Source organism: Halobacterium sp. CBA1132 (assembly GCF_001485535.1).
GTDB lineage: Archaea > Halobacteriota > Halobacteria > Halobacteriales > Halobacteriaceae > Halobacterium.
Genome location: NZ_BCMZ01000001.1, coordinates 1,103,950 through 1,126,209, shown reverse-complemented (window position 1 = coordinate 1,126,209; position 22,260 = coordinate 1,103,950). Strand labels below are relative to the sequence as shown.

Below are 22,260 nucleotides of genomic sequence, written 5' to 3'. Positions count from 1 at the left end.
GGGCGCGCTCGCCCAATTCCGGGGCATGACCGATACGGCAGACGTCTCCCGGCGGGAAGCGTGGCTCATCGCCGCGCGCCCGCACACGCTGCCCGTCGCGGCCGCCCCCATCCTGGTCGCGGCGGGGCTGGCGGTCCGCGACGGCGTGTTCGCGCCGCTGCCGGCATTCGCCGCGTTCGTCGGCGCCGCACTCATCCAGATCGGCACGAACTTCGCGAACGACTACTACGACGCCGTGCAGGGCGCCGACACCGAGGAGCGCGAGGGGTTCACGCGCGTCACCGCGGGCGGCCTCATCGAACCCCGCGAAGTGAAGCGCGCGATGTACCTCACGTTCGCCGCCGCCGTTCTCGTCGGCACGTACCTCGTCTGGATCGGTGGCGTCCCGATTCTCGTCGTCGGACTCGTCAGCGTCGCGTCCGGCATCGCGTACACGGGCGGCCCGTACCCGCTGGGCTACCACGGCCTCGGCGACATCTTCGTGTTCGTGTTCTTCGGCGTCGTCGCTGTCACGGGCGCCTACTACGTGCAGGCCGCCAGTTTCGTCGCCGGCGTCCCGGTCGGCCTCCCCGAAGGCACGGTGACGCTGGCGGCGTTCGTCGCCAGCCTCCCCGTCGCCGCCATCGCGACGAACATCCTCGTCGTGAACAACGTCCGCGACCGCGAGGAGGACGAGAAGACCGGCAAGCGCACGCTCGCGGTGCGCTTCGGGGACGCGTTCTCGCGCGGCCAGTTCGCGGCGATGTTCGTGCTGGCGTACGCCGTCCCGGTGTGGTTCTTCGCTAAGACCGGCGAGCCGGCGGTGTTCCTCCCGTACCTCTCCGCGCCGCTGGCCGTCAGCGTCACGAAGACCGTCTTCACGCGGACCGACGGCGACGCCCTCAACCCCGCGCTCACGCGCACCGGACAACTGCTCGCGCTGTACGCCCTCCTGTTCGGCGTCGGCCTCGTGGTATGATTCGCGCGTTCTCTCTCCCACTCTCGCGCCCGCTCGGGACCGCCAGCGGGACTATCGACGAGCGCCGCGGCTTCCTGTTCGCGCGCGAGGGCGGCGTCGGCGAAGCCACGCCACTCCCGGACTGGACCGAATCCCGAGCGGCCTGCGAGCGCGGGCTCGAAACCGCCGACGCTGCTGCGGACTGGGAGGACGCGCTCGCCGCTTGCGAGGGCGCGCCGGCCGCGCGTCACGCCGTCTCGTTGGCGAAACTCGACGCCGAGGCCCGCGACGCGACCGTCTCGCTCGCCCGCCACCTCTGCGACGACCCCGCAGACTCCATCCGCGTGAACGCCACGGTCGGCGACGGCACGCCCGAGCAGACCACTCGTGAAGCGCGCGCTGCGACCGAGCGCGGCTTCGAGACGCTGAAAGTGAAAGTCGGCGCGCGCTCCGTCGCGGCGGACGTCGAACGGCTCCGGGCAGTCCGCGAGGTGACGGACGCGACGCTGCGCGCGGACGCGAACGGAGCGTGGACCCGCCAGCAGGCCCGCGAGGCGTTCGACGCGTTCACCGACCTCGGCGTCGACTACGTCGAACAGCCGCTGTCGGCCGAGGACCTCGCGGGGCACCGTGGCCTCCGTGGCGGCGACGTGGGCGTCGCGCTCGACGAGTCGCTGACCGAGCACGCGCTCGCCGACGTGCTCGACGCCGCGGATTGTGTGATTCTAAAGCCGATGGCGCTCGGCGGCGTAGACCGCGCGCTCGACGCCGCGACCGACGCTCGCGGAGCGGGCGTCGACCCCGTCGTGACGACGACCGTCGACGCCGTCGTCGCGCGCACCGCCGCCGTCCACCTCGCCGCCGCGATTCCCGACGTGTCGGCGTGCGGCCTCGCGACGGCCGACCGACTCGCCGACGACCTCGCGGCCGACCCGGCGCCCGTCGAAGACGGACGGGTTCGCGTGCCCGAGGCGCCCGGCCACGGCGTCAGTGTCGACCTCGCGGAGGTGAACGCAGATGCGTGACGCCGTCGCGCTGCAGACGCGCAGCAACCCCGACGCGACCGCGCTCGTCGACGCCGCCACCGACGCGACGTGGACGTTCCGCGACCTCGACGCCGACATCGAGGAAATGGCGGGACGGCTCGCCGCCTGCGGCGTCCAGCGCGGCGACCGCGTGGCGGTCCTGATGGAGAATCGCCCGGCGTTCGTCCGGCTCGTGTTCGCGTGCGCTCGCCTCGGTGCGGTGCTCGTGCCGCTGAACGCGCGGCTCGCGACGCCGGAACTCAGCGCGCAAGCCGAGCGCGTCGGCCCCGCGCTGGTCGTCTGCGAAGCCGACACCGCGGACGCAGCGCGCGCCCTCCCGGTGCCGGCCGTGAGCGTGGATGCTGAGGGAGACATCGAGCACTTGGGCGCGCGCTCGCCGAAGCGCTTCGAGCCCGCAGCCCTGTCGTGGACGGACACGCGCGCCGTGATGTTCACGTCGGGGACCACGGGCGACCCGAAAGCCGTCCGCTTGACGTACGCGAACGTCGCCGCGAGCGCCGTCGCCTCCTCGTTCCGCCTCGGCGTGCTCCCCGAGGACAGCTGGCTGTGCCCGCTCTCCCTGTACCACATGGGCGGGCTCTCGGTCGTCCTCCGGTCGGCGCTGTACGGGACGACGGCCGTGCTCACGCGCGGGTTCGACGCCGACGGCGTGCGCAGCGCGCTTGCGACCCACGACTGCACGGGCGTCTCGCTGGTCCCGACGATGCTCGACCGACTGCTCGACGCCGGCAGCCTCCCCGACAGTCTGCGGTTCGCGCTCGTCGGGGGCGCGCCGACCCCACCGGAACTCGTCGAACGCGCGCTCAACGCGGGTGTCCCCGTCTGTCCGACGTTCGGAATGACCGAGACCGCCTCACAGGTCGCAACCCTGCACGCGACGGAAGCCCGCGACCGCCCGGACAGTTCGGGGCGGCCGCTGCTCGGGACCGACGTGACGGTCCTCGACGAGGACGGCGACGTGCTACCGGCGGGCGAGACGGGTGAACTCGTCGTCTCCGGGCCGACGGTCACGCCCGGCTACCTCTCCGCGGACGCAAATACCGATAAATTCTGCGAGCACGGCCTCCGTACGGGCGACTTCGGGTTCGTGGATTCTGCGGGATTCCTCCACGTCGGCGGGCGACAGACCGACCAGATTGTCACGGGCGGCGAGAACGTCCACCCCGAGGAGGTCGCGGCCGTCCTCCGCGACCACCCGGCCGTCGAAGACGTTGCCGTCATCGGCGTCCCCGACGAGGAGTGGGGTGAGCGCGTCGCCGCGATCGTCGTCGCGGAGGGCGTGACTGCCGACGACCTCCGCGCGTTCTGCGGGGACCGACTCGCACGCTACAAGCACCCCCGGACGATTGCGTTCGCCGAGACGGTGCCGCGAACCGCCTCTGGGACCGTCGACCGCGAGGCGGTGCGGCGCGAACTCGAGACCGAGTAGGCGAGACTGACTCGCAGTATGCGAGCGACTCGTACCCGGGTGGTTGCCACGTCGAGCCGACTTCCCGATCGCTCACAACAGTATCCACCCAATATATTGGGTTCGTCCCCAGAGTATATGGGCTTCTGCTTCGTATCCGCTATCATGGTCGAATCGTGGACCGAGTCGATGACGGCCCGGGAGCGCGTCGAGACGATTGCGACGACGCTCTCGGAGCCACGAACCGCGAACTGGATCGCGGAGCAGGCAGACGTCAAGTGGGACACCGCGAAGAAGCACCTCGACAACCTCGCCGAGTCGGGCGTCCTCCTGGTGACTGAGGACGACACGTACGTCCCGGACCCGACCCGGGCCTACTTCGACCACCTTCGGGAACTCATCCTGACCAACGACCGAGCGGAACTCCGGGGGGAACTCGAAGCCATCGCCGACCGAATCGAAGACTGGAAAACGACGTACGAGGTGGACGCTCCGGAGGACCTCGAAGCGACGCTCGGAGACGACCTGCCTGCCGACGAGATTCGCGAACGGCGACAGGCGCTCCGTCGCTGGGAGAACAGCCTTCGGTCGCGCGATACCATCCAAACCGCGCTCCAGCTCTACGACGACATCCAGTCACTCACTGACGACGTCCCTGCGAACGTCCGTCTCGAAGGCGCGAGGTAACTCGTCGTGGCCCCGATTTTCGGTGTGTGGCGCCCCGTCGAGCCGAAGCTCCTTCGCCGTGTTCACGACCGCCTCTCACGGACAGGCGGCTGTCTGACTGTCTGGTACGAACCGTCCCAACGGGACGCCAACGAAGTCGTCGCAGAGATCGACCCCGTCGCGTTCCTCGAACGAGATTACTCGGCTTCGAACGTCCGTCTCCGGGTCGAATTCGACCTCGAGGGGGAGCGCCCACACTCCTGGATTCAATGGTGGGAGCCGGAATCAGGTCGTGGGTTTGGGTGGCACGCTGACGAGACAGAACCGGAGTATGGTCCTGTGCATCTCCAGGTCGAGTACGCGGATGGAACGACCGAGCGACGGTCTGCCGACCACATCGAAGACGAGCATCCGTATTCCACCTTCGAACGTCGCCTGACCAGCATTCCGGACCAACTCTCGGAGATTACCTGGAACCGGTAAATCGCCTTGACGAACGCCGACGAGAACTAAGTGCGCGCGGGTCGTAGCCCGGGGCGTGTGTACGCTGGCATTCGCGTGGCAGGCCTACGACGACGCGCCGTTGGTCGTCGGTGCGAACCGAGACGAAGCAGCCGGCCGGCCATCCTCGCCGCCCGCCGTCCGCGGGACAAATCCTGCGGTACTGATGCCCAGGGACGAGGAAGCCGGCGGGACGTGGATCGGCGTGAACGAGCACCGCGTGTTCGTCGCCGTGACGAATCGAGATGCGGACATCGAGGGCGAGCGCTCCCGCGGCCGCCTCGTCACTGACACGCTCGCCGCCGGGTCCGCCGACGGCGCCATCGAGACGGTCGAACGCGAGGTCGCCGCCCGCGAGTACGCGGGCTTCAACCTCGTCATCGCGGACGAACACGAGTGCGTGCTCTTGGAGTGGGACGGCGTGCTGCGGACGCACGCGCTCGACCCCGGGACGCACGTCCTCGTGAACGCCGGCTACGACGGCGGGACGGCGAAGTCGCGCGCAATTCGTGACGCACTGCGCGGCCACGACACTCCGGATGCGTGGCGCGAGGCGGCCCGCAGCGCGCTCGCCGACCACGACACCGGCGCGTGCATCCACGGCGACGGCTACGGCACGCGGTCGTCGTCGCTCGTGACGATTCGCGCGGACGGCGAAGTCGAGTACGAGTTCGCTGACGGCCCGCCCTGCGAGACCGACTACCGGCGTGTAGACGGTCAGCTTTAAACCGCGCGCACCCGGTTGTTCGTACATGAGCGCCGAAGCCACCGAGTCGGACCTCTCGGAGGACGAGCGACGCGGGCTGGAACTCGTTCGAGAGACGCGGGGCGTCTACCAGAGCGAGTTCTGGAAGGAACTGGACGTCTCCTCGCGGAAGGGGAGCCGCATCGCGTCGAAACTCGAAGAGAAGGGATTCGTCGAGCGCGAGGAGAGCGTCCACAACGGGAACACGACGTTCCTCATCACGCCCCTCATCGACGAGCGCAAACTCGACTTCTCGCTGCTGATGGCCGGCGAGATGCTGTCGCCGTTCGTCGGCGAGGAGGAAGTCGACGGGCAGAGCGACGCCTTCTCCCAGTGGATCATGAACCTCGCGTACGAGGACCAGATCGACACCGACCCCGAGCCGGAACCCGAGCCCGAACCGGAACCCGAGGGCGGCCTCGACCCCGGCCCGGACCCCGACCGCGACTTCTAACTGCGACTGCTTCTCACTCCCGCGCAACGACGAGCACGACACCGTCGCGCTCGCTGCTCTGCTCGCCGTTCACTTCCGTCGCGTGTAACGCCGTGAGCGCGTCCTCGACGTTCTCGGGAACGGCGGCGCGGTCGCGGACGTCCGCCCACACGCGTTCTGGAACCCGCAGTATCCACGCGTCGGGTCGACGCTCGACCAGCGGGTCGTCGCGGAACGCCTGCCGCCACTCGTAGACGAGGCCGTCGACGGTCAAGCCGGGGTGGCCGGCGAGCGTCGCCTGCACGGACGCGGCGGCCTCGCGGAGCGCCGTCTCGGTGACGCCGCTGTCTGTGGCGACGCGTTCGAGGATCTCGTCGTCGAACGGAAGCATGGCTATCGGTTCGGAATCGATGGGCAAAACACCACCTCCAGCGGCGGGAACTGACAGGGTTAGTAGTCGAGGTCGTCGGTCGTCGCGTCGAGGACGAGCACGACCGCCGCGCCGAGGACTGCCGCGACGAGGACGCCGCCCGCGCTCGCCGCGCTCCACGTAGGGTTCGCGTCAGCAATCTGAATCGCGGGCGCCCGCAGTGCGCCCGCCATCAGCGCGACGAGGAACGTCAGCGTCGCCGCGCGGTACTGTTCGAGCGCCCACTCGACGACGCGCGCGAACGACAGCAGACCGACGACGGCGCCCGCCGTGAACACGACGAGCGTCGTCACGGGGGCGACGGTCGCACCGAGGTCGCCGCCGAGCGCGGCGTCGGTCGCGTCGCTGACGGCCGACGTCATCGTGTCGTACAACCCCATCGTCAACAACAGGAGCGACCCCGAGACGCCCGGGAGCACCATCGCGCAGATGGCGACGGCGCCCGCGAGGAAGACGACGGGCAGCACTTCAGGGAGCGTGCCGGCTTGGGCCTGCGCGCTCAGGACGAACGCGAGCGCGAACCCGACGACGGCCGCCGCGATTCGTCCCGGGGTGTCGAGCGTGACCTCGCCGAGCAGCACGACGACGGACGCCGCGATGAGCCCGAAGAAGAACGCGAACGTCAGGCCGGGGAAGTCGTTGATGGCGACGTGGACGACGTTCGCGACGGTGACGACGGCGGTGACGAGGCCGACGCCGAGCACCGCGAGGAAGGGCACGTCCATCTCGACGAGCGACGCCCACAACTCCGCGCGCGCGTCAGCGTCCCCGAGTCGCGGCACGAGCGCGAGCAACCCCAGCGCCTCCAGCGGGTCCAGCGCCGCGATGGCGCCGACGAGGCGCTCGTAGATGCCCGTGATGAGCGCAATCGTGCCGCCGGAGACGCCGGGCACCGCGTCCGCGGCGCCCATCGCGGCGCCCTTCAGGTAGACCGCCAGCCACGCGCGACCGTCCATTATGCGTAGCGCCGCCCGAGCGCGCCGGCGACCGCGGGCACAGCGAGTGCGGCCGCGCCGAACGACGACTGCAGGCCGAGTGGCCCGCTACTCGTCGAATCGGTCGTTGTCGACGATTCGATAGCCACCGAGTCTGGGGATGCCAGCGACTGCGTCTCGTTGGTCGTGTCGTTCTGCTCGGCGCCCTCCGGACGGTCGACGACGTGGCGCTCCAACTCGACCTCGGTCGCGGACTCGGTCTCGCCGATGACCTGGCCTTCAGTGACGTCGGCCGTCGCGTTCCACTCGACGGTCGTCAGGTTCTCCGACGTGAGGGCACCGGTCGTGAACTCGTAGGCGTCCGCGGCGCGAACGGACGTGTTCGTGTAGCCGTTCTCGGGGCCGTACTCGTCGTAGCCGGTCGATGAGTACGGGAGCGTCATCGTGAACTCGCCGTCAGCCCCGGTCTCCGCGCGCTGCGTGTACGTGAACTGCGGCGTCTGGTTGCCCGCCGAGAGATGGGTCATGTTCAGCGTGACCGACGCGGTCACCGTCGTGTTCGCGGGGCCGGTCCCCGTGACGGTCGCTCCCTCGACGCGCTCGAAGAGCTTCACGCCCGTGTTGTCACTCGACCCGATGAACCGGTAGTGCTGGAGGGCTTCGACGTACTCCGAGGGAACCCCGTTGAACCCGCCAATCTGGGCGGTGGTGTCGTTGGCGACGTACTGCTCGGCCGCGGTCATGTTGTCGAACTGCCGAATCGGGGACGCCGACTGGTCGAAGCTGTACAGGTCCCCGCCGGTCGTCGTCTGCAGCGTGTCCCGCCAGTCGACGACGATTGGCTGGGCCTGCTGTGCGCTGCCGTGGTACTTGTAGAGCCGCACCATCAGCGACTCGTAGTACGCCTGGTGGTTCAGCGTCGGGAGCTGGCTGAACGACCGGTAGTTCGTGATCTGGCCCTCCTGGTACTGCGAGAGGATGTTCTGCGTGTAGAACGTCCCCGTGGTGAAGTTCCGCGGGCCGTCGTAGAAGATGGTCGGCGCGCCGAACTTCTGCTGGGGCGAGACCATCTGGGAGTCCACCGCGACGTAGCGCGTCTTCGCGTCGTCCTCGTTGACGACGGCGAGCGCGTTCGCGGCCTCGGTCTCGTTCTGCGCGAGCAGGAAGTTCGCCGCCTGCGTGGCGTGTTGCTGGAACGGGTTCGCGACCGGGATCGTCTGGCCCTCGACGGTCATCCAGTGGCCGTAGTCCCACCACGACATCACGCCGTACGCGCCGTCGGGGTAGTCGTAGTCGTCGGTCTGGCTGTACGTCCCGTAGTAGTCCAATTGGTCGGCGTTGTCCGCGCCGCCGAAGTTGCCCTGTTCGGGCGTGTTCGTATTCATCCACTCCATCGCGTCGTCCCACACCGTCACCGCACCGGGGCTGTTCGACGCGCCGACGGTCGTCGCCGACTGCAGCGGCACCTGCTGGCCCTGATTGTTCGTCAACCGCACCGGGCTAGCACCGTCACCAGTCGCGGACGCGGCAACGGGGGCCGCGATGGGGACGAGCACGACCAACACGACGGCGACGACCGTGCCGACCTGGTACCAGTCAACGTCCTCGATCTGTGCGGCCGGCTTGTCGAGGCTCACGAAGCCGAGCACGACCTTCAGCACGTATGCGTTCAGCACGACGACCGGCACGACGAGGTAGTAGTTGAACCGCACCTGCGTGAACGCCGCCGAGGTGATGAACGCGCCCCAGACGACCACGAGCAGTTTCTCCGCGTCGTAGTCGCCAGTCACCGTGACTGCAAGGAGCGTGATGCCGACGATAGCCAGCGAACCGACCTGGCCGTCCACGCCGAGCAGCGTACCGACCGCATCACCAATGCCCGGCGCCACGAACACGAGCCCAACCACGACAACGGCGACCGCCGCGCCACCCATGCGCCGTGGGTTGCCGCTGCGGAAGTGCGGGCGGAGCAGAATCCACGCCGCGCCCAGGAGGGCCGTGAAGAACGCGAGCCCGTATTCGAGGAAAATGACGCCGAACATCCCGAGTCCGTACGTGCTCGTCCGAGAGAGGAACGGCTGGGCCTCACCGATAGTCCGAGTGGCTGCGCCTGCGCTGAAGCCGACGAAGCGCAGAAGGTTCCCCTGAAGCATTCCCCAGAATTCGGGGAGGACGACTGTCGTCGCACCGAGTGCGACGACGAGAATGCCGAATACGGCGAGCGGGTACGAGGTTGCGTCGAGTTCGCGGTTGTCCCATTCGCGGGCGAGCCACGCGAGGAACACGGCGCCGACGCCGACCGCAATAGAGAATGCCGGCTGGAGGATGGAGAAGTTCGAGGGGGAGAAGGAAAGCGTCGACAGCGGAACTAACATCAGCAGGCCGGTCGTCACCGAGCTGACGGCACCGACGACGGCGACGTGGTCGGGGCTCGTGCCGCTGTAGTAGTCGCTGGTCAGCTTCACGAGGTAGAACACGCCGAAAATACCGACGAGGAGAACACCGGGCGGCCACATCCACATGTATGCCGCGGTGGCGGCGCCCGCGAGAACACTCCATCCGACGACGCTTCGGAGACCCGCGACGTCGCGGTCGAGGAACTGCTCGTAGACCGGCTTCTCGCGTTCCGCGACGGTGAGCGCGACCATCGTCGCGAGCACTGCCAGTGACATGAACAACGGCTCCGCGCCGTTGTGGTCCGCGGCGCCGACGAGGCTCCGCGAGAGGAAGTAGCCCGGGAGGAGACCGAGAACGACTGCCGCGAACACGCCACCGAGCCGACCACCGAGACGCTTTCCGATGAAGTACGTCGGAATGGTGAGTAGCGCGCCGAAGACGGCCGGCGCGAACAGTAGCGTCATCGAGATCGTCTCCTGGGACGGACTTCCGAGTCCGACGAGGAGCGCAGCGGTAGCGACAATCTGGTCGAACAGCGTCCCGAACTGGCCGACACTGGTCCCGTTCGGGAAGTTCGTCCAGACGTCGAACGGCATCGTCGACGGCCAGTGCTGGACCGTGTACATCACTTCCCGGAAGTGGTAGTACGCGTCGTTCCCGGAGAAATACACGTCGCCGTTCTGCGTGAAACTATCCCACGCCTGCACGCGCACCCAGAACATGAACGCGAGGACAGCGCCCAGCACGGGTACGTGGTACCAATTTTCGAGAGCGTCGAGAGCTGAACCGGCCGAGATGGAGGATGCTCTCGACTCCTCGTTCTTCTCGCTCATTGGTGGTAGGGACTGACAGCGCGCGAATAAGCCTTGTGAAGTATCGGGAGTTGCGCTATATTTCTTTACGCACGCGAATCTCGATATACAGACACAGTTGTTGACCGCACATCAGGAGATATCACGATTAGAACACTGCCGTAGACGAGAGCACCTGCACCCACGAGGATCCCTAAATCAACCCACGATGAAACCATAATCTGAGTGTTGAGTATGTGGACAATCAGGTACATGCTGATACCAGCAAGAATCTGCATTATGAGTGTCCTTGGAATAGGGGTAATATCGTCAATACGCCGAACTACACTTCTTGTCGTCAACAAATATCTGAGGGCCTCTGCGAGTACAGTCCCAACCACAATTCCGATAGCGCCTATTGAGAAGACTAGTATGGCTCCGATGGCGATATTGAAGGCAAGTGTAAGAGAATTTACTTTTAGGCCTATTTTCGGCAGGTCCATCCCGGAGAGTGTCTGGAAATAAATTGCTGTTTGAGTAGATATGACTTGATAGAGCGCGAGTCCGATAAGATAGGGGCCAGCGTCGGAATATTGCGGGCCAAATGCAGTAACTACAAGCGATTCAGGGATTGCAAGTGCACCAAAAAAGATCGGAATGCCGAGGATGCTCACATAAGAAATCGAGTTGTTCACATCCTCTTTGAACTCCTTCCCCTCTGAAATTAAATTTGAGATTTTGGGCATCAGTGCGGAACCGACGACTCCTGACGCAAACGTTGCTGGTGTAACCATCTTGAATGCTACCTCATAGTTTGCTACTGATGTAGTTCCTGCGAGCAGCCCGAGTAGAATAATATCAATCCTACTGTATGTCTCTCCGACAATAGCGTTCGGTGAACTATACTTAGCGTATTCCCAGAGTGATGAAATCGTTTTTCTGGAAGGGAGAGATGGACGAGTAGAGACAACGTAGACACCAAAGGGGACACTCAAAAGCGTCGCACCCGCAAGCCCGTATCCCATACCGAGTGCGCCAAGTCCACAGAGTACTAATCCAATCTGTAACGGGAGGGTGAAAAGAGATCTTAGAGCATCGTTCCAGACTTGCTTTGATGGATATCCCATAGCCCCCATAATTTGCTGAAACGGGAACCAAAGGATAAGAGAACCGAAGATTGTTAAGAAAAGAGGAGCAGCACCGTTAAGGCCGGTGTATGAAACAATGTAGCTATCTAGGATTAATACACCAGCGCTTATCAAAACAAATCCAATTAAGTTAACTAGTAATACAGCGCCTAGAATCTCCCTTTTGGCTGACCCCGACTCAGACCATCTCTTTCTAACGGCTTGACAAAACCCACGTATGGGTCTGTCAAGAATAAAGACAACAGATAGAAGCAGGTAATAGCCACCGAAGTCGGACTTTCCAACAATCCTCGTGAAAATTAGAATGCCTATAAACCCTGTAGCAGCCATCAAAGATTTGGCTATTAATCCCTTAACGGCTTCCCACCCGAGGTTCATATTACCAGCCTCACTCATAGATATTTTTTGAGTGGACGTAGTCGGTCATTCATATTTAATATATGTTTTGCTAGACGACGCGGGAAGAGGTTCGCAACTCTAACAGCGATAGGATTCTCATGGGGTGTACGATCGAGCCAATAAGACTCTCGTTGAATCTGGGAAAGGTCCCACTTATTAAGGAAGTACCCCTTGCTCTCCAGTTTTCTTTCTTCAGCTGTTCGAAGTTGCAGGTATGATTTATTTACGGTATCATGGTGTGGGAATACAACTGATGGACAGACACCAAATTCCCAATCTGTTTTCCGGTAATGTCCGTAGAAAAAATCAAGATGTTCTTTCTCAATCACATACTCTGGGTCCCAATTATACTCTTCTAAACATTCTCTTCTCAGGAGAATTGCATTAGGAACAAAATCAAACTCAATGAACGCGTGCCCTGATCCCCATAGTGTTTCTTTCTCAGGTGTATATCTCACCAAAACGTCGTTTTCAATCTTAATATCGTGGCACATACCAGAGACTCGCCCATTTTCAACAACAATCCCAGAGACCCCTCCTAACGTAGGATAGTATTCAATTATATCCTTTAAGTTCTGCCAATTCGCGGGTATCTCGTGGTCCGTATCGACGACGAGAAGATAGTCTTCGTTGGATTCTTCGACAAACTTTTTCCGACCTAAACCAAGTCCCGCATCATATTCAAGGTCAATGACGTGAAGGTCCAAGTCCCAGTCTTCATCGTAGATATCACCAGAACCATCTCCATCATCCGAGATATAGACTTTCCGGATATCGGTTTCCTCAACACTTTCTAGAAGATTTCTAAGGTGGTCATACCTCGTGAATACCTTGGTCGCAACAGCTACGTCATCCATTATAATGAATTCTGACCCACGTTATCTTAAACGTACCCAAGATCCTCTAGATCCTCAAGTATCGCATCTTCTTTGACGATACCGGACGGCTCGAACCGCTCTTGTTTGTGCTTAAGCGACGAATCCTCTGTCCTCTCGCCATCTAAGGTTACAACTCCATCTGGATTCGCAATTTGATTACCCTCAATGGCGGCCGCTTTTTCACCATGGCTCGCGTAGGCTGTTTCACGATGGAACTCTCCTTCTCTATACTCTTCACCCAAGATTAATGAGGGGATATCGATGCTTGACACGACAGACCCGAGCTCAGGATCGAAATTCGTCGAGAAGGGGATATGAAGCGTTTCGGGGCGGAGAAGTCCAGGGTGACCCCATCGTCCGTCCTCGCCAAGCATTTCACCATGATCGCCGGTAAGGATGACTCGACAGTCATCAGGAAGCCACTGCCACAACCGTTCAAGTTGTTTGTCCATCTCAATAACTTCTTGTCGATAGAGATCCCTAACAATCTCAGCGGCTTCCTCCTCTACTCCGCCAGCGATTGCCCGCCGGGAAATCGCTTGCGCCTCCTCACGGGAAAGATTCGTTTCATCTGGGTCGTAGGGGTGGTGTGGCTCCATTAGGTGTATCCACCCAAACCATTCTTCGCCAGACACGGCATCAATGAATTCCTCGATTACCGCCTCTGTGGGCCGGAAAGATTTGGAGACACTACCAGGCGAAATCTTTTGATAAAGTGAGTATATGCGTGAGATTCCCCGATATATTCGCCCTTCGGGAAGCGATTCTGCAACTGCCTTCTTTAAGCCTTCCTCAGTAGAATTGGTTGGAGACGTGAAATAGTCGAAACCGACGTCATATCCGTATCGTTCCGAAACGAGATTATTCGTTGTTATTCCAATTGTTTTACTGTCTAACTCCTCAACGAAAGAGCTCTCAATCTCGTTTGACTTCGTGTACGTTCCGGTGAATACGTTCGGAAACGTTCCTAATGTAGCGGTTGCGGTCGCGTAAGCCTGTGGATGAGACTCTCCGAGGAACGACCGAGTATTTTCCATATATTCGTAGTGATCATACCTCAACGAGTCAACGGTGACAAGTAGCGTCTTCATTTATCCCACCCGAAGTTCTCTGGCCCATCAAGGACGATTTCGTCATCCGAAGCAAGACGATACTCCCATGAGGGGAACTCCCTCCACGATAGTCGATCACGGCCATATTCTTCCATACCTTGTGCTTCAATCCAGCCAAGAACCCCCACAGTATCCGCAACAAGAGCTTTCGGAAGTGAAAATTCGTGGTAATGAAAACGGATAATTTGTCGAAGTGAGAAGCCACAGCGGATATTGTCGCGGACCTCATATTTCCACTTCTCTAGCCGGTCGATTATCGATGACACGTCCTCCGTATTAATCTCTTGGCTCTTTGACTCCGGGTAGAGACGTGGGGTAATCTCCTCTGTCGTTATCGCTCTATCAGTATACACGCGTTCCTCTGCCCGGCTTATCGGAGGCCATCCTCCTATTTGATGGGACACCTCTGGAGACGTGAGATAGACAGAGTCGAGAGTCATCAGGAAGAGATTCGGATGTTCTTCACGTAAGGTTTCGTAGAGATCTAGATACTGGGTGAGATCCCCGTAGACCCGATCAGTATCAAGATGCTCCACGACAGCGTCTCCGCTACATCGATTCATGGCTATTTGACGCCCCTCTCCAAGATTTGACTTCTCAACGATTACCTCAATTCGATCGTCATCGAACGATTGGAGTTTTTCGATGCTTCCATCGGTACTTCCGCCGTCGACAATTATGAGCTCTCCATCCTCCGGAAGCGACTCCAGCATCGATGGAATCGATTCATCTAGAGCATCACACTTGTTGTAATTCGTCGTAAGAAAGCTCCATTTCATACGTATCCTAGGCTCTCTAAGCGCTCTTCGACAGTGTCTTCAGAGGTGTCTTCACGCTCCTGTTCCTCTGGGTAGTACGTTCCCTTGTCCTGGCATTCATAGGTATCCCACGGTACCCTTCGCAGGTATGGCGACTGCAGACCTGATGGATGACCATATGAACCCCACTCACCAAATGAGTTGCCATGGTCAGCTGTGATAGCAATTTTTCCGTCGACATTCTCTTTTATGACGTCCAACTCTTCTAAAACGTATTCAAGATTCTCTCGATATGCTTGCCAGGCCTTATTGGTATCTATCGCACCAGACCTCATCTCGGACCAAATATCTACCTTCTTGCCTCCCCTTCCGAAGCCGTCTACAGAAACCCCACTATCAAGGTTAAGGACGCTCCCAATCGCCGGGAAGTGGGGTTGCATATAATGGATTATCATTTTCTGCGGGTTGGACTTTCTCCAAGTGCGGATAGCTTCGTCTGTGATTGGACGAGGAGGGATTGTCCCTTCATCATCATCCCAACCATACTTCCAGACCTCCCGGAGTGTATGAAAATCACTTTCGGAAAGGTAGTCACGGGAGAAGATATTGCCAGTGATATACGCAGTCTCAGAGGTGTCTGAATTTTCGAAGGTATTTTGAATCCATTCTTCAGAGGAGCTCCCTACAGACCAGATATAATCCGTTTCCGAGTCCACTACTGAGCGATATAAATCTAAGCGGCACGCATCCAAGATAATCAAAACGTCCCATTCACGGGAATAGACATTCGTCCCGAACTGGCTGATGTATGGCACCTTTGACGCAGCGCTAACTGCAAAGTCACACACTATCCCGGGGAGTGCTTGTGAACCGTGTTTCTCGTACTGCTTCCGGGATTTGTTAATAAAATCTTGTAGTGACATCTTGACCCCATCTAAGATGGCGGGGTAAATAAAGACGACGCGAACATATCTGTATGGACTTAGATAATTTCTTCAGGTATACTAGTATCCTAAACCGGCGAGAACATAATCGGAAGGACGAATATCGCCTCCGATTCTACCTTTCTCAAATAAACTATCGTGTATTTGGTCGCCGTATTTATATATAATCAGATACTATAAGGCGTAATGCCTCGCGTTTCGGTTGTTATTCCGACGTGCAACGATGAGGATACTATCGAAAGGACCCTTGAGTCACTTAAATCTCAAAGATATCAGGGTTTTGAAGTTATTGTAGTTGATGACGGTAACGATGAGACAGCAGATATCGTTCGAGAGTCACCATATCGAATCATAGATCGCGATTCCACAGGCATCGCGAGTGCATTAAATAGGGGCATTCAGGAAGCGCAGGGAACATATATCGCACGTCAAGACGCCGACGATACTTCACATCCAGATCGTTTGAGGAAGCAAGTCGCGTTCTTGGACGAACATGAGGATATTGGTGTCCTCGGAACTGGAGCTTATATTGTAGAGAATGAGAATGTCAGAGCACGTCGAAGAGTTCTCAAACGTGTTCCTCAGTCAGCTTTCTTCGATAAGAACCATATGATACACGGGAGCGTAATGATGAGACGAAATGCGCTCGAAGAAGTCGGTCTGTATGACGAACGTCTCGATTACATCGAGGACTTAGATCTTTGGGTTCGGATGAGTGACGAATTTGTTGTGGCGAACATAGATGAGCCGCTCTATAATTTCACTATGCATGGAGAAAGCATCTATGGAGAACGGCTCAAAGATGTACTGCTACTCCACAAATTTGTAGAGAAACGAGAAAACGGATTGCCAGAGGACGTTGAAAGAAGCGTGTATAACGGGAATCCCGAAGCAATTTCTGCATATCTTGATAAAAGTGAAATTGCCGACTTATATCGTACCATGGCAATAGAGAACTTGCGGTATGGTCGACTGAAGGAAGCACGAAAAACACTCGGACAGTGCATGAAGAAAAATATAGAAATCATCGACATCCCGCTACTCGTACTCTCTTTAACGACCTCATCAATTACGAAGCGGGTCGCAGACCTATATCGGAAATTCCTCAACTGGAAAATCAACCGCCAGAATCAGAAAATGGAGATAGGCATGGAAAGCTCCACTCACTAGTTCTCGGGATATCTCTCGTTTCACCCTACTGGTTGGAATCACCAAGAGAAAATCTCGTATACTTTATGACGTATTGAGAATTATCATTCGAAGGCTCTGAATTCCAATATAAACGTCCTTCGTAGAGCTTTTCTAAATCCTCGAAATCCTCATTCGAACGCCTCTCGCAACTCGGCGTCCACGTCCCACGTCCCGTCGGAATCCCCAACCAGCAACTCCACGCTCGCCCGCAGCAGCGACACCTGCGTGTCGAAGATCGAGTACAGTGCCTGCACTGGGCCGAGCACGTCTTTCTGACCGAGATACGCGAACGCCGCAACCGCAGCAGGCAACACTAGCCCACCTGCTCCGAACAGCGAGAGTGCTGCCCCCATTCCGACGACGAGCGTTACAGCCAGCAACCACGGCGAGACAATCATGAACCACCAGTTGAACGGGAGCACGACCTTCCCGTACTTTCCATACTTCCCCAGCGCGTCTCGGTGCTGCACCAACAACCGAATCAAGCCCATACCTCGCCGATCTTTCTGCTTGCGGCGCTTCACGAAGTCCGAGAAGCTGGCTTCCATGTACTGCACGGCAGGGTCGAAAATCACGCGGCCGCCCTGCCGGCGAATCTTCAACGCCAATTCAGTATCGTCGGCCAGTGAGTTCGGGTCGATCGGCAACAGTGCGTCGTTCTCGAACGCGGAGAACGGCCCGTGGAAGATGAGCGTCGAGTCGAGGTGCGACTCCAACTGCTGGATGTGCGACTGTACGCCGCGATATCCAGACTCCACCTCACTGCCACCTAGCACTTCGACGTTCCGCCCGGTCACGGCCGCGACATTGTCGTCCGCGAGGTTCGCGGCGGCCTCCCGGAGCACGTCCGGCGGGAGCTTCGAGTCGCAGTCCGTCTTCACGACCATCTCGTTCGACGCCGCCGCGTAGGCATCGTTGAGCGCGGGCGCGAGTCCGCGACGCTCGTCCTCTTCGAGCAACACGAGCTCCGGCGCGTCCAACCCCGCGAAGTACTCACGGATAATCTCCCGCGTGTCGTCCGTCGAGGAGTCGACGGCCACCAGCTCCACCTTCTCCATCGGATAGTCGAGTTCGAGGACATCGTCGAGTTTCGTCTCGACGATCTTCTCCTCGTTGTACGTCGGGAGGACGATGCTGACCGAGGGCTCCCACGCCTGCTTGTCCGCCGGCGACCCCGACGGCCGAATCCACGCGTAGAGCGCGAGATAGCCGACGTAGGGTGCGGCCGTCACCGTGAGGAGCGCGAGCGCGGCCACCGCGAGTGCGTTCATACTGGCGGAGTAGAATACGTTGGGGTAAAACCCCTCCGCCAATACGCGAAAGGAATACGTTTTTGCGCCCCGGCCATCCACTCCCGGTAATGACCGACTACGAGGACGTGTGTGCGCTCGTTCCGACGCGGAACGAGGCGAAGACCATCGGCGACGTCGTGGACGGGCTGTACGACGTCGGCATCGGCCACGTTCTCGTCGTCGACGGCCACTCCGAGGACGACACCCGCGACATCGCGCGCGAGCACGACGCGGAAGTCATCGAACAATCCGGGTCCGGCAAGGGTCAGGCCGTCCGCGAGGGCGTCGAGCACATCGACGAGCCGTACGTCCTCCTGCTCGACGGCGACGCCACCAACCCACCAAAGCAAGCCCCGCGCCTCCTCGATCCGCTCGTCTCTGGAGATGCCGACCACGTAATCGGCGACCGTACGGCGGACATGCAGCCGGGCGCGATGACGAAGCTCAACCAGATCGGCAACCGGCTCATCAACCGCGCGTTCCACCGCATCCACGGCGAGGACTACGGCGACATCCTCTCGGGCTACCGTGCGTTCACCCGCGAATCCTTCGAGGAGATGTTCCTCTCCGCAGAGGGCTTCGGCATCGAGACCGAGATGGCCGTCGAGTGCGCGCGCCACAACATCCCCGTCGACGTCGTCCCCACGACGTACCGTGCTCGTCCGGAGGGTTCGGAGACGAATCTCAACCCGATTTCAGATGGTGCGCGCATCATCTTCACGCTGTACAGCCTCGCGAAGACCTCCAACCCTCTCTTCTACTTCGGGAGCGTCGGCGCCGTCTTCGGCACCGCCGGCGTCGCACTCGCGACCTACGTGGGCTACGACTGGTTCGTGAAGGGCATCTCCCACGAGGCGCTCACAATGGTCGCCGGCGTCCTCCTCCTGCTGGGCGTCCAACTGGTGATGTTCGGTGTGGTCTCGGACATCATGGTCTCGCTGCACCGCGAGCAGCGCCAGCGCATCGACCGCCTCAGGGAGGACGCCTAAAACATCGACCGCACGGCGTCCAGCCACGCTTTCGGCGCGCGTCGCCGCGCGCCGTCGAGCGCGTACTCCAGCGCGCTCGATGCGTCCTCCATCACGCCGTTGCCGTGCCCGACGAGGATGCGCTCCGGGTGGAGCTGGTCGAGCGCCTTCGGCGGCTTCACGCGCAGCATGGGGTGGACGCCGACGCGCTCGTCGCCGGTCGTGAAGTATTTCGCGGTGCCGACGACATCCCCGACGACGAGCGTTTCGCCGTCGTAGAGCGCGGCCTCGTCCCAGCCCGGCCAGTCGACGGTCCGCACGACTTCGAAGTCGGTGCCGGGCAAGCGGTCGGTCACGGGCTGGGTGCGCGCGTCGATGTCGGGGTCGACGAACGACGGCACGAAAATCGGCACGTCGTGGCGTTCCGCGACCGCCGCGGCGTCCCGGCCGTGGCGGTCCATGAGGACGACGACGCCGCGGACCTCGCCGAACGCCGCGAACAGGTCGTCGACGCCGTCGGCGTCCAGGGGGTCGACCACCCAGACACCGCCATCGTCGGTCGCGAGCGCGTGACTCGCGCGCTGCATCGCCTCGTCGGGGTGGGCGATCCAGCCCACGCCGTCCTCGAAGCGGTCGATTTCCGCGAAGTCGGCCGCACGCCCGCTGGCTTTCATCGGCATGCAGACACGTACGGGGACCACGCACAAAAAACAGGGTACGCCGACTGTTCCCGCCGGCACTCCCCCGGTGCGACGACCGAACCGACACAGCCCCGGAGCCGACGGATTGTTGTCCCTCGACCGAGAGGCGTACCGCATGGACTACGTGGTAGTCGCCGCCGGCGTCGGCGCAGTCGTCCTCGCGCTCGGCGTGGTGGCGCTCTGGCTGCGGTTGTCCAGCACCAGTGAGTCACAGCGCGCCCACGAGGCCGCGCAGGAACGCGAACCACCCGTCGAACTCGGGGAAACGTACGAGTTCGGTATCACGGAGTTCACGGACCACCACTCCGGCGAGCGCGTCGCCGTCGGCAAAGTCGAGGGGTTCGTGCTGTTCACCGAGGACATCCCCGAGCGACTCTCCGAGGGCGACGTCATTCGCGCGACCGTGACGTCGTTCAACCGCGAGCAGACGTCCGCGGACGCGATCTTCGAGGGGACGGCCTGAACAGAACAGCGCTGTTCGTGACGAATCACATTAATACGGGTCTGCCGTAGGGGCTGGCAAGGTGGACTCAACGTAAATCGCCTCAGGGTCAAGTGGTTCGAGAGAGCGAAGCTCTCTCGTCATCACGAGACGGCAAAACCGTCTCGGACGACCCCGAGGCTTTCGCGTGGACTCCCGTTCTATGCCTCGGTAGAGGCAGGGGGGACGTACTCCCCGCTCACGTTCAGCGTCCCGCGATTCAAGCGCACGTCTACGGGTGCGCCTCCGTCGTCTGCGTTTTGCCGACGACGGAGATACTGCAAACCGATATTCTTCGCAGCGTTGTAGTCGGCGTGGTTCTCATACCCGCACTGCTGGCACTCGAACGACTCTCCCGACCGATTGTCGTCGTGGGTAAACCCACACGTCGAACACCGCTTCGACGTGTTACGCGGGTCAACCTGCACGGCTTCGATACCGTGTTCTTTGGCCTTGTATTCGACGTACTCGGAGAGGCGTCGGAACGCCCAGACGTGTTGCCACGTCGCTTCGGGAATGTTCTCCCGAATATGGGTCAAATCCTCAAACACGATGTGCGAACAGTCGTTTTCAACGGCCTCCTCGATAAGTTCGTTCGCCACCGCGTGCAGGTGTATCTCGAACCGGCCAGACTCTTTCTGCCCAACACTCTCGATGTTCTCGTGTGCGTGTCGAGACCCACACTGCTGGAGCGAGGCTCGTCGTTTCTCGTACTCTCGACGCCAGTGATTGAACTCGTCTGCCGACCAAAATCGCCCTGTTGAAGCAACGGCGAGGTTGTTCACGCCTAAATCCACTCCAAGGACTGTTCTGTGCTTGGACTCGGATTCAGACGATTCCTTGTCTGCTTCGGCCTTTCGCATCGAAGCGTGGAGATACCAGTCATCGTCGCGGTACTGCAGGTGCGCCATCCGAAACTCGAAATCCTCGTCGGAGACGTACTTGGTTGGCGGCGTCTCCGAGTCGTCGGGGAGGATGTAATCGCACTCAACGCGCCCGTCTACGGTCGAAAGAGAAACGTGGTCGCGGTGGAACGTCGCGCTCCGCTTGTCGTAGACCGCGCTATCGGCAGAAAAGTGCGGTTGTGACGTGTTCTCACCACGTTTGAGGCGCGAGACTCCGCTTTTGACGGCTTCCACCGCCCGTCGAATCCCTTTCTGGACGAGATTCGCGGTAAGGTCAGTTTCGTCGCGGAGTCGGTCGTAGAGGGCGCGTTCGGCTTTGGCTTTCGAGGTGACGTGGTAGCCGTCGTCGCCGTGCCAGCACCATTCGCTTGCGGTGTTGGCGCAGTGTTTGAACTGCTCGACAGTCTCTCGAAGGGAATCGTCGCCTCCTTCGGAAGTGTCGAGTTTGATAACGGCGGTACGACGATACTCCACTGTATTTTCACATATACTATTGGTGTTACTTATGTTTTTGGGGTTGGGCAGTCATCGTGTTTAGTTTAGCGAGTTCCACCAGACGGCGAAGGCTTGCAACCACGATTCCGCTGTTGTTGGCTCGACGTGGCTGAAACTATTACTGAACGAGGAAGTCCGTCGTTTTATCTCTCTAAAAACACGTTCGACAGCATTCCGATTCCCATGACGAACGGTTTGGAATCGGAGCCCGACTCGCTGGAGTGCTGTTTTGAGGTGCTGGGCGTGATCAACTAGAAACACGGCATCTTCGACGTCGTGTTTCTCGCGTAATTCCTGCAGAAATCGTTCAGTCAACGCCGTTGTTGTCGTCGGAAACAGCCGTATATGCAGGAATCTGTTCGAGGCTGGATTGATGGCAGCGTACAGCCAGTACTGCTGGCCGTCGATGCGGATCACCGTTTCGTCAACCGCAATCTGATCCGGACTAGCGTTGCTGGCGGGCTGTAGATCAGCTTTCTGTACCCAATCATGGACCGCTTTTCGCGAGCGTTGGACACCGAACTTCTCAAGTTCTTTTATTGTATTCGAAAGTGAGAGACCAGCCAAATGAAGTCGAATACCAAGCTGCATCAGCTCGCTCGGTGTCCGCTCTCGCTCCACAAAATCTAACTCGATCCAGTCGCTACAGCCACTGAGGCGAGTGATTTCAGCCATAGACAGCAGAAATCACTCTCGCCT

At 60.3% G+C, this 22,260-nt stretch carries 21 protein-coding genes and 1 pseudogene; 10 read left to right on the top strand and 12 right to left on the bottom strand.

The window, feature by feature from the left end; translation table 11 throughout:
* The first annotated feature begins 25 nt into the window (after positions 1-25).
* The 7 genes and pseudogenes from AVZ66_RS05900 to AVZ66_RS05870 all read left to right on the top strand — a co-directional run.
* Complete coding sequence (locus tag AVZ66_RS05900) at positions 26-958, top strand: 1,4-dihydroxy-2-naphthoate polyprenyltransferase (protein WP_058982740.1); 933 nt, start codon at positions 26-28, stop codon at positions 956-958.
* Positions 955-1,962 (top strand): mandelate racemase/muconate lactonizing enzyme family protein, encoded by a 1,008-nt coding sequence (locus AVZ66_RS05895; protein WP_058982739.1) that lies wholly within the window; start codon positions 955-957, stop codon positions 1,960-1,962. The genes AVZ66_RS05900 and AVZ66_RS05895 overlap by 4 nt, the downstream gene beginning before the upstream one ends.
* Positions 1,955-3,412 carry an o-succinylbenzoate--CoA ligase gene (gene menE / locus AVZ66_RS05890; protein ID WP_058982737.1) on the top strand — a complete coding sequence of 486 codons (1,458 nt, stop codon included), beginning with the start codon at positions 1,955-1,957 and terminating at the stop codon, positions 3,410-3,412. The genes AVZ66_RS05895 and menE overlap by 8 nt, the downstream gene beginning before the upstream one ends.
* A 144-nt stretch (positions 3,413-3,556) precedes the next feature.
* Positions 3,557-4,078, top strand: coding sequence for a hypothetical protein (locus AVZ66_RS05885; protein WP_058982736.1), 522 nt, complete (start codon positions 3,557-3,559; stop codon positions 4,076-4,078).
* Positions 4,079-4,084: 6 nt separating this feature from the next.
* Positions 4,085-4,540, top strand: a complete 456-nt coding sequence (locus AVZ66_RS05880; RefSeq protein WP_157575621.1) for a hypothetical protein — start codon at positions 4,085-4,087, stop codon at positions 4,538-4,540.
* 55 nt (positions 4,541-4,595) lie between these two features.
* The gene (locus AVZ66_RS05875) at positions 4,596-5,285 is read left to right on the top strand and encodes an NRDE family protein (protein WP_058982732.1); all 690 of its coding nucleotides are present in this window, start codon (positions 4,596-4,598) and stop codon (positions 5,283-5,285) included.
* Positions 5,286-5,310: 25 nt separating this feature from the next.
* Positions 5,311-5,664 (top strand): annotated as a pseudogene (locus AVZ66_RS05870) (helix-turn-helix transcriptional regulator); the annotation flags it as partial.
* A 106-nt stretch (positions 5,665-5,770) separates the two neighbouring features.
* On the opposite strand, the gene AVZ66_RS05865 reads toward AVZ66_RS05870, so the two are convergent.
* The 8 genes from AVZ66_RS05865 to AVZ66_RS16175 all read right to left on the bottom strand — a co-directional run bounded on the left by AVZ66_RS05865 (position 5,771) and on the right by AVZ66_RS16175 (position 15,507).
* Positions 5,771-6,127, bottom strand: coding sequence for a hypothetical protein (locus AVZ66_RS05865; RefSeq protein WP_058982730.1), 357 nt, complete (start codon positions 6,125-6,127; stop codon positions 5,771-5,773).
* 59 nt (positions 6,128-6,186) lie between these two features.
* A complete protein-coding gene (locus tag AVZ66_RS05860; protein ID WP_058982728.1) occupies positions 6,187-7,122 on the bottom strand; it encodes a DUF368 domain-containing protein in 936 nt (311 codons plus the stop codon).
* Positions 7,122-10,331, bottom strand: a complete 3,210-nt coding sequence (locus AVZ66_RS05855) for an oligosaccharyl transferase, archaeosortase A system-associated (RefSeq protein WP_082678784.1) — start codon at positions 10,329-10,331, stop codon at positions 7,122-7,124. The genes AVZ66_RS05860 and AVZ66_RS05855 overlap by 1 nt, the downstream gene beginning before the upstream one ends.
* A gap of 65 nt (positions 10,332-10,396) precedes the next feature.
* A complete protein-coding gene (locus AVZ66_RS15660) occupies positions 10,397-11,833 on the bottom strand; it encodes a lipopolysaccharide biosynthesis protein (RefSeq protein ID WP_082678783.1) in 1,437 nt (478 codons plus the stop codon).
* Positions 11,830-12,693, bottom strand: coding sequence for a glycosyltransferase (locus AVZ66_RS15655; protein ID WP_082678782.1), 864 nt, complete (start codon positions 12,691-12,693; stop codon positions 11,830-11,832). Before AVZ66_RS15655 ends, AVZ66_RS15660 begins: the two co-directional genes overlap by 4 nt.
* A 26-nt stretch (positions 12,694-12,719) precedes the next feature.
* A complete protein-coding gene (locus AVZ66_RS15650; protein WP_082678781.1) occupies positions 12,720-13,805 on the bottom strand; it encodes a sulfatase-like hydrolase/transferase in 1,086 nt (361 codons plus the stop codon).
* Positions 13,802-14,605, bottom strand: coding sequence for a glycosyltransferase family A protein (locus AVZ66_RS15645; RefSeq protein WP_082678780.1), 804 nt, complete (start codon positions 14,603-14,605; stop codon positions 13,802-13,804). The genes AVZ66_RS15650 and AVZ66_RS15645 overlap by 4 nt, the downstream gene beginning before the upstream one ends.
* A complete protein-coding gene (locus tag AVZ66_RS16175) occupies positions 14,602-15,507 on the bottom strand; it encodes a hypothetical protein (protein ID WP_157575619.1) in 906 nt (301 codons plus the stop codon). The genes AVZ66_RS15645 and AVZ66_RS16175 overlap by 4 nt, the downstream gene beginning before the upstream one ends.
* A gap of 207 nt (positions 15,508-15,714) precedes the next feature.
* Between AVZ66_RS16175 and AVZ66_RS15640 the strand changes: the two genes are divergently transcribed.
* Complete coding sequence (locus tag AVZ66_RS15640) at positions 15,715-16,698, top strand: glycosyltransferase (RefSeq protein WP_082678779.1); 984 nt, start codon at positions 15,715-15,717, stop codon at positions 16,696-16,698.
* A gap of 149 nt (positions 16,699-16,847) precedes the next feature.
* Here the strand turns inward: AVZ66_RS15640 and AVZ66_RS05840 are convergent, their stop codons facing one another.
* Positions 16,848-17,990, bottom strand: a complete 1,143-nt coding sequence (locus AVZ66_RS05840) for a glycosyltransferase (protein WP_058982722.1) — start codon at positions 17,988-17,990, stop codon at positions 16,848-16,850.
* Positions 17,991-18,079: 89 nt separating this feature from the next.
* On the opposite strand from AVZ66_RS05840, the gene aglJ reads away from it, so the two are divergent.
* Positions 18,080-19,000, top strand: coding sequence for an S-layer glycoprotein N-glycosyltransferase AglJ (gene aglJ / locus AVZ66_RS05835; RefSeq protein ID WP_058982721.1), 921 nt, complete (start codon positions 18,080-18,082; stop codon positions 18,998-19,000).
* On the opposite strand, the gene AVZ66_RS05830 is transcribed toward aglJ, so the two are convergent.
* On the bottom strand, positions 18,997-19,659 hold the full coding sequence (locus AVZ66_RS05830) for a hypothetical protein (RefSeq protein WP_058982719.1): 663 nt from the start codon (positions 19,657-19,659) through the stop codon (positions 18,997-18,999). The genes aglJ and AVZ66_RS05830 overlap by 4 nt on opposite strands.
* 136 nt (positions 19,660-19,795) lie before the next feature.
* Here AVZ66_RS05830 and AVZ66_RS05825 point away from each other — a divergent pair, with 136 nt between their 5' ends.
* Entirely contained in the window at positions 19,796-20,143 is a 348-nt protein-coding gene (locus AVZ66_RS05825) for a TRAM domain-containing protein (RefSeq protein ID WP_058982717.1), read from the top strand.
* Between the two features lie 179 nt (positions 20,144-20,322).
* Here AVZ66_RS05825 and AVZ66_RS05820 read toward each other — a convergent pair whose 3' ends face one another.
* Positions 20,323-21,540: an RNA-guided endonuclease TnpB family protein gene (locus tag AVZ66_RS05820; RefSeq protein WP_058982715.1), complete on the bottom strand. Its 1,218-nt coding sequence runs from the start codon at positions 21,538-21,540 to the stop codon at positions 20,323-20,325.
* Between the two features lie 60 nt (positions 21,541-21,600).
* The gene (locus AVZ66_RS15635; protein ID WP_082678734.1) at positions 21,601-22,236 is read right to left on the bottom strand and encodes an IS6 family transposase; all 636 of its coding nucleotides are present in this window, start codon (positions 22,234-22,236) and stop codon (positions 21,601-21,603) included.
* Positions 22,237-22,260 lie beyond the last annotated feature (24 nt).